An 8,059-nucleotide genomic window follows, 5' to 3' on the forward strand; every position below is an offset into this window, starting at 1 on the left:
GGCGGGGCGTCACTTTCTGTGCATGTCAGGGCCGTTGGCCGCTGTGTGATCGCCCGGCTACTGTCTGCCGCGCAACATCCCTCGTACAGCGGAAGGGAGCGCGGCCCGTGGCGCCCCATCGACGGCTTTCACAGTCCGGCCTCACTCAGAGTGTCCGGGTCACCGTTCTGTCCGCCGCGGCGGCAACGGCCGCTGCGGCGCTCGGGGCCGCACCGGCGAGCGCTGACCCGCACGACACCGCGGAGAGCGCCCGGGCCAAGGTCGACCGGCTGTACGAGGAGGCCGAGCGGGCCACCGAGCACTTCAACAAGGCCGGTGAGCGGGTCGAGCGGCTGCGCGAGCAGGTGGCGCAGGCGCAGGACAGCGTGGCCCGCGGCCAGGAGCGCGTCAACCGGATGCGGGGAGCGCTCGGTTCGGTCGCGGGCGCCCAGTACCGGTCGGGCGGCATCGACCCCGCGCTCGCCCTGCTGCTCTCCGCCGACCCGGACACCTACCTCGACAAGGCGGCGACCCTGGACCGGATCAGCGAGCGGCAGGCAACCGACCTGCAGGACCTTCGGCGGGCCCAGCGAAGACTCGGCCAGCAGCGCACGGAGGCCTACCACGACCTCGCAGAGCTGGAGCGCAGCCGGAACGCCGTCGCCCACCACAAGCAGACCGTCGAGCGCAAACTCGCCGAGGCGCAGCGGCTGCTGAACGCCCTTCCGTCCGAGTACCGCGCCGCCTTCGACCGGGCATCCCGCTCCGGCCGCGGCTCCCTGCCCGAGCTCTCCGGCCTCGCGCCCGCCTCCTCGCGGGCGGCCGCCGCGGTGATGGCGGCCCGCAGCGCCGTCGGCCGCCCCTATGTGTGGGGCGCCAACGGGCCCTCCGGCTTCGACTGTTCGGGGCTCACCCAGTGGTCGTACGCGCAGGCGGGCGTCGGGCTGCCGCGCACCTCGCAGGCGCAGCGGTATGCGGGCCGGCAGGTCTCGCTGTCCGAGGCGCGGCCCGGCGACCTCGTGACGTACCGCAGCGACGCCAGTCATGTCGGGATGTACATGGGCAACGGGCAGGTCGTACACGCGCCCTACCCCGGAGCGGCGGTCCGCTACGACCCGGTCGGCATGATGCCGATCTCGTCGGTCACCCGCGTCTGAGCCGTGTTCCGTTCCGCGCCGCGTTCCGTACGATCGTCCACGTGGCAGGTCGGGGGCGCATGGGGCGTCGAGCGGTACGGCGTGCGGCGGGGCTGTGCCTCGCCGCCGCCCTGCTGGCGTCCGGCTGCGCGGCCCCCGAGGCGTCCGACACCACCATGCGGGACATCCAGCGCACGCTCGACGGGCGTGCGGCCGCCGTCCTCGGACATGACGAGAGCTCCTATCTGGCCGCGCTCGATCCCAAGGCACCGGTGCTGCGGGCCACGGAGCGCAGGGAGTTCCAGAACCTCGCGGATGTGCCGCTGCGCTCCTGGGAGTACCGGCTGAGCGATGTGAAACGGCAGGGCGCGCGGGCGGTCGCCGAGGCCGAACTGCGCTACCGCATCGACGGCTACGACACCGCCCCGGTGACCGCCTCCCGCACGCTGGAGCTCGCCGAACACGAGGGCCGCTGGTACATCACGGCCGACCGCGCGAGCAAGCAGGGCGGCCAGCAGCTCTGGCAGCAGGGCGATGTCCAGGTCGTCCGGGGCAAGCGGAGCCTGGTCCTCGCCGTCGGCCAGGACGTGGCGCGGCTGCGTGCCCTCGCGACGAAGGCCGACCGGGCCGTGCCCGCCGTCTCGGACGTCTGGCGCTCCCCCTGGGCGGGGCGCCTGGTGATCCTGGTCCCCGCCTCGCTGGACGCCATGGGAGGGCTGCTGGGGGCGCCCGCGGCCGGGTACCGGGGGATCGCGGCGGTCACCACGGGCGAGACCGGGGCGGCCGGGACAGCGCCCGCTGACCGGGTGATCGTCAACCCCGAGGCGTACGGAGCGCTCGGCGACTCCGGCCAGGGCATCGTGCTCACGCATGAGGCGGCCCATGTGGCTACGCGCGCGTACACCTCGGCGGCCACCCCGATGTGGCTCTCGGAGGGCTTCGCCGACTGGGCGGCGTACCGCGGCACGGGCCGCAGCGCCGGGCAGACCGCCCCCGAACTCCAGCGCGCGGTCGTGCGCGGCGATGTGCCGACCGCGCTGCCGTCCGACAAGGACTTCGCCTTCGGCGGCGGGGACAAGCTGGCGCGCGCGTACGAGGGCGGCTGGCTGGCCTGCGAGCTGATCGCCGCGCGCTGGGGCGAGAAGAAGCTGATGTCGTTCTACCGGGCCGTCGGCGCGGGGAAGCACCGGGCGGCAGCTGTCGAGAAGGCTATGGCCGATGTACTGGGCACGACGCGGGAGGACTTCACGGTGCGCTGGCGGGAGTATCTGCGCGAGCGGCTGGACGGCTGAGCGACAGGCGGCGGCGCGGTTCGGCCACCGTCTGCCGCCACAGCCGCAGGCACGCGGTGAGCGTCGCCGCGACCAGCAGCCCATTGCGTACGGCCAGCAGCAGCACGCCCAGCCGGTCGCCGGCCACCACGTGCGCGAACCAGACCGGGAACTCCAGCAGCGTGACCCCCGTGGCGGCCAGCACCAGCCAGCTGGGAAGAGCCATCCGGCTGCCCCGGAAGGCCAGGCACGCGGCGGCCAGGCCGATCAGCCAGATCATGTACTGGGGGCTGATCACCCGGCTTGTGGTGGTGAACAGCAATGCCGCGGCGAACGCCGCGTCGCACGGCGTGCTCGGCGCGAACTTCTGTGCCCGCAGCCGCCACAGGGCCAGCCAGCCGAAGGCGAGGAGGGTGAGGGCGAGGGCGAGCGTGGAGACGAGCGTGACGTACGGGCCGACGAACTCCACCGACCCGTAGTTCAGCAGCACCTCGCCGTGCCAGCCGAAGTGCCGCGCCACTTGGAAGACCAGCGCGCCCAGCGACTCGATCTCGGTGCCCCGGTCGCGCTGGAAGGTGAGGAACGCCAGCGCGCCCGGCATCGTCGCGTAGAACAGCAGCGCCAGGGCGGCCGCCGTGCCCGCCGCGGTGGCCCAGGAACGGCGGGTGGCCCGGCCGCGCGGGGTGCCCACGACCAGCAGCAGCGGCCAGACCTTCAGCAGGGCACCGAAGCCCGCCAGCGCGCCCAGGGTGCGCGGATGGCGTGCCCCCGCCAGCAGGGCGGCGACGGCGACGGCCGTGACCATCAGGTCGTAGCGGGCGTACGCGGTGGGGCCCAGCAGCGGTACGCCCGCGACCCACACCCAGCTGCCGCGCTGCGACTTGCCTGGCCGCCCGCCGGCGTACAGCAGCAGGCTCAGCACCAGCGCGTCGCAGAGCAGGGCGAGGACGAAGAAGGCCGATGCGTAGCCGAGGAAGGGCAGCAGGGCGGGGGAGAGGATCGCGAGCGCGGCGGCGGGCGGGTACTGCCAGGCGACGTCGTCCAGCGGGAAGGTGCCGGTCTTCAGCACCTCGTACCAGCCTTGGTAGATCACCGAGATGTCGCTGGTCACATCGGGGCCGGGGAAGGTGACGACCTTGAAGACGCAGAGCAGCAGCGCGGTCCTGGTGGTGATCCACACCAGAACGATGCACACCGGGACGATCCACACCGGGAGGGGAAGCCGCGTGCCGCCGCCGCTGCCGCTTGCGTCCGCCATGAGCACCTCATCCCATTCATGGGGAATTGTGGGTGCCCATGATGCCGGGCAGGGCTGTGCCTGAGCGGTGAGGCTGGGCCGTTGGGTACTGTCGGCGGCGATGCACAAGACCCTGATCGTGACCAACGACTTTCCGCCCAGGCCCGGCGGCATCCAGGCGTTCCTGCACAACATGGCGCTGCGGCTGGACCCGGAGCAGCTCGTCGTCTACGCCTCCACCTGGAAGCGCGGCCGCGAGGGTGCCGAGGCGACCGCCGCGTTCGATGCCGAGCAGCCCTTCACGGTCGTACGAGACCGTACGACGATGCTGCTGCCGACCCCGCGCGTCACCCGAAGGGCGACCCAGCTGCTGCGCGAGCACGGCTGCGGATCCGTGTGGTTCGGGGCGGCCGCCCCGCTCGGTCTGATGGCGCCCGCCCTGCGCAGGGCGGGGGCGCGGCGGCTGGTGGCCACCGCGCACGGCCATGAGGCGGGCTGGGCGCAGCTGCCCGTGTCCCGGCAGCTGCTGCGGCGGATCGGCGAGGGCACGGACACGATCACCTATCTGGGTGAGTACACACGCTCGCGCATAGCCGCCGCGCTGACGACGGAAGCGGCCGGCCGCATGGTCCAACTGCCGCCCGGCGTCGACGAGAAGACCTTCCATCCGGGCTCGGGCGGGGACGCGGTCCGGGAGCGCCTGGGGCTCGCCGACCGGCCGGTGGTGGTGTGCGTATCGCGGTTGGTGCCGCGCAAGGGCCAGGACACGCTGATCCTGGCGATGCCCGAGATCCTGGCGAAGGTGCCGGAGGCGGTGCTGCTGATCGTAGGCGGCGGTCCGTACGGGAACGATCTGCGGAAGCTGGCGAACGAGACCGGGGTCGCGCAGTCGGTCCGCTTCACCGGCTCCGTGCCCTGGGAGGAGCTGCCCGCCCACTACGGCGCCGGCGATGTCTTCGCGATGCCCTGCCGTACCCGAAGGGGCGGCCTGGACGTCGAGGGCCTCGGAATCGTGTACCTGGAGGCATCGGCGACCGGTCTGCCGGTCGTCGCGGGCGACTCGGGCGGCGCCCCCGACGCCGTACTCGACGGAGAGACGGGCTGGGTGGTCCGCGGCGGCTCGGCCGAGGAGTCGGCCGAGCGGATCGTGGCCCTGCTCGAAGATCCCCGGCTGCGGCAGCGGATGGGGGAGCGCGGCCGGGAGTGGGTCGAGGACAAGTGGCGCTGGGACCTGCTGGCCGAGAAACTTCGGACACTTCTCTGAGCTGCGTAAAGTCTTTTTTGATGGTGCGTCAGTTTTAAGCCGCGCGGAGCATGGGCGGAAGGTGAGATTCCGCCCATGCTCCGGACATGACATCACATCTGACGCGCCGTCAACTGCTGGGTATCGCCGCCCTGCAGACAGCGGCCGCGCTCGGCTTCACCCGCATTGGTCTCTCCTCGGCAGCCGCCATCCAGCCGGCGGCCGCCGACTACGCCCCCGCCATCGTGATCGGTTCCGGCTACGGCGCCGCCGTCGCCGCCCTCCGCCTCGGCGAGGCGGGCGTGCGCACCCTCGTCCTGGAGATGGGCCGGCTCTGGGACACCCCGGGCCCGGACGGAAAGATCTTCTGTACCACCGGGGCGCCCGATCGGCGTTCCATGTGGTTCCGCACCCGCACCGAGGCGCCGCTCGCCACGTTCCTCTGGCTGGACGTCGTCAACAAGGACATCAGCCCCTACCCCGGTGTCCTCGACCGGGTCCGCTACGCCGAGATGTCCGTCTTCGTCGGCCGGGGAGTCGGCGGCGGATCGCTGGTCAACGGCGGAATGGCGGTGACCCCGCCGCGTACGTACTTCTCCGAGGTGCTGCCCCAGGTAGACGCCGCGGAGATGTACGGCACGTACTTCCCGCGGGCCCGCCAGATGCTGGGCGTCAACACCGTCGACCCGGCCTGGTTCGAGTCCACCGAGTGGTACCGCTTCTCGCGGATCTCGCGCAAGCACGCCCAGAACGCCGGACTGAAGGCCGTCTTCGTGCCGAACGTCTACGACTTCGGCTACATGCAGCGCGAAGCCGCCGGCCAGGCCACCAGGTCGGCGCTCGGCGGCGAGGTCATCTACGGCAACAACCACGGCAAGCGCAGCGTCGACAAGACCTATCTCGCCGCCGCGCTCGGCACCGGCAACGTCACCATCCAGACCATGAGCCGGGCCAGAGGTATCCGGACAGAGCCTGACGGCAGCTACGTCCTGACCGTGGACCGCACGGACACCGCGGGCCGCGTCGTCGAGACCAAGGAGATCGGCTGCAGGCAGCTCTTCCTCGGCGCCGGCAGTATCGGCAGCACCGAACTCCTGCTGCGCGCCCGGGAGAAGGGCACCCTGCCCGGACTCAGCACCGAGGTCGGCAAGGGCTGGGGCCACAACGGCAATGTGATGACCGGCCGCGCCAACCACATCTGGGACACCGTCGGGGCGAACCAGGCGACCATGCCCACCATGGGAATCGACGACTGGGCCAATCCCACCAACCCCGTCTTCGCCGAGATAGCGCCGCTGCCGATGGGGTTCGAGCACTGGATCAGCCTCTATCTGGCGATCACCAAGAACCCGGAGCGCGGCAGCTTCGCGTACGACGCGGCGACCGACTCGGCGAAGCTCGACTGGACCCGGTCGCAGAACCAGCCCTCCGTCAAAGCGGCCAAATCGCTCTTCGACCGCATCAACAGGGTCAACGCCACCATCTACCGGTACGACCTCTTCGGCGGCAACAAGACCTTCGCCGACGATTTCACGTACCACCCGCTGGGCGGCTGCGTACTGGGCCGGGCAACCGACAACTACGGCCGCGCCAAAGGGTATTCAGGGCTGTACGTCACCGACGGCGCCCTGGTCCCCGGCTCGATCGGGGTCAATCCGTTCGTCACCATCACGGCGCTCGCCGAACGGAACATGACCCGGATCCTCGCCGAGGACCCCAGCGGCTGATCAGCCGCGGTAGATCGCCTCGATCTCGTCGGCGAAGTCCTTCGCCACCACATTGCGCTTCAGCTTCAGCGACGGCGTGATGTGTCCCGCCTCTTCAGTGAACTGGGAGGAGAGAATGCGGAATTTCCGCACCGATTCCGCCTTGGAGACGGCCGCATTGCCGTCGTCCACCGCCTGCTGGACCTCCGCGAGCAGATCCACATCGTCGCGCAGCGAGGCCGCCGTCGAACCGGCCGGCTTGCCGTGGTCCGAGACCCAACGCCCCAGGAATTCCTCGTCGATGGTGACCAGCGCGCCCACGAACGGCCGCCCGTCGCCCACCACCATGCACTCCGCGACCAGCGCGTGCGCGCGGATGCGGTCCTCGATCACCGCGGGAGCGACGTTCTTGCCGCCCGCGGTGACCAGGATCTCCTTCTTGCGGCCCGTGATCGCGAGGTATCCGTCCTCGTCGAGGGTGCCGATGTCGCCCGTGTGGAACCAGCCGTCGGCCAGCGCCTCCGCGGTCGACGCCTCGTTGTTCCAGTACCCCTGGAAGACATGCTCGCCGTGCAGCAGCACCTCGCCGTCGTCGGCGATCCGCACCACCGAGCCCGGCAGCGGCTGACCGACCGTGCCGATCTTCTGCCGGTCCCACGGGTTGAACGCGGTCGCCGCGCACGACTCGGTGAGGCCGTAGCCCTCCAGCACCGTGAAGCCGATGCCGCGGAAGAAGTGCCCCAGCCGCTCGCCCAGCGGTGCGCCGCCGGAGACCGCGTACTCACCGCGCCCGCCCAGCACCGCCCGCAGCTTGCTGTAGACGAGCCTGTCGAAGACCTTGTGCTTGAACTTGAGACCGATCGACGGGCCCTCGGGGGTGCCCAGCGCGCGGCTGTAGCTGATCGCCGTCTGCGCGGCCTTGTCGAAGATCTTGCCCTTGCCGTCAGCCTGCGCCTTGGCGCGCGCCGAGTTGTAGACCTTCTCGAAGACGCGCGGCACACCGAGGATCAGCGTCGGCCGGAAGGAGGCGAGCTCGTCGGTGAGGTTCTTGATGTCCGGTACGCAGCCGAGCTTGATCGGGGCCATCACGGCCGCGAGTTCGACCATGCGGCCGAAGACATGCGCGGCCGGGAGGAAGAGCAGCACGGAGCTCTCGCCCGTACGGAACAGCGGTTTGAGGCGCTCGACCAGGTTGCCGCACTCCGCGAAGAACGCGCGGTGGGTGAGCACACAGCCCTTGGGGCGGCCGGTGGTCCCGGATGTGTAGACGATGGTCGCCGCGTCGTCCGCCTTGGCGCTCCCGCTGCGCTCGTCGAGCAGCTCGTCGGAGATCTCGGCGCCGGCGGCGGTCAGTTGCTCCACCGCGCCCTGCTCGATCTGCCAGCTGTGGCGCAGGCTGGGCAGCCGGTCCCGTACCGACTCGACGGCGGCGGCGTGCGCCTCGCCCTCGACGATCACCGCGACCGCGCCCGAGTCGCCGAGGATTC

The 8,059-nt window shown here is 71.2% G+C and carries 6 protein-coding genes; 4 read left to right on the forward strand and 2 right to left on the reverse strand.

Annotation, left to right across the window (positions count from 1 at the left end; all coding sequences use genetic code 11):
* The first annotated feature begins 107 nt into the window (after positions 1-107).
* The gene (locus ACH492_RS18315; protein ID WP_398987723.1) at positions 108-1,136 is read left to right on the forward strand and encodes an NlpC/P60 family protein; all 1,029 of its coding nucleotides are present in this window, start codon (positions 108-110) and stop codon (positions 1,134-1,136) included.
* A 59-nt stretch (positions 1,137-1,195) separates the two neighbouring features.
* Positions 1,196-2,407, forward strand: a complete 1,212-nt coding sequence (locus ACH492_RS18320; protein WP_398988364.1) for a hypothetical protein — start codon at positions 1,196-1,198, stop codon at positions 2,405-2,407.
* On the opposite strand, the gene ACH492_RS18325 is transcribed toward ACH492_RS18320, so the two are convergent.
* Positions 2,361-3,644 (reverse strand): glycosyltransferase 87 family protein, encoded by a 1,284-nt coding sequence (locus ACH492_RS18325; RefSeq protein WP_398987725.1) that lies wholly within the window; start codon positions 3,642-3,644, stop codon positions 2,361-2,363. The genes ACH492_RS18320 and ACH492_RS18325 overlap by 47 nt on opposite strands.
* A 100-nt stretch (positions 3,645-3,744) precedes the next feature.
* On the opposite strand from ACH492_RS18325, the gene ACH492_RS18330 reads away from it, so the two are divergent.
* Both ACH492_RS18330 and ACH492_RS18335 read left to right on the forward strand, forming a co-directional pair.
* Positions 3,745-4,887 carry a glycosyltransferase family 4 protein gene (locus ACH492_RS18330; protein WP_398987727.1) on the forward strand — a complete coding sequence of 381 codons (1,143 nt, stop codon included), beginning with the start codon at positions 3,745-3,747 and terminating at the stop codon, positions 4,885-4,887.
* Between the two features lie 86 nt (positions 4,888-4,973).
* Positions 4,974-6,593: a GMC oxidoreductase gene (locus ACH492_RS18335; RefSeq protein ID WP_398987729.1), complete on the forward strand. Its 1,620-nt coding sequence runs from the start codon at positions 4,974-4,976 to the stop codon at positions 6,591-6,593.
* Here the strand turns inward: ACH492_RS18335 and ACH492_RS18340 are convergent.
* Positions 6,594-8,059, reverse strand: a 1,466-nt coding sequence (locus ACH492_RS18340; RefSeq protein ID WP_398987731.1) for an AMP-dependent synthetase/ligase, incomplete at its 5' end; no start/stop codon positions are given.

This window comes from Streptomyces sp. NPDC019443, from assembly GCF_044389785.1.
Classification (GTDB): Bacteria; Actinomycetota; Actinomycetes; order Streptomycetales; family Streptomycetaceae; genus Streptomyces.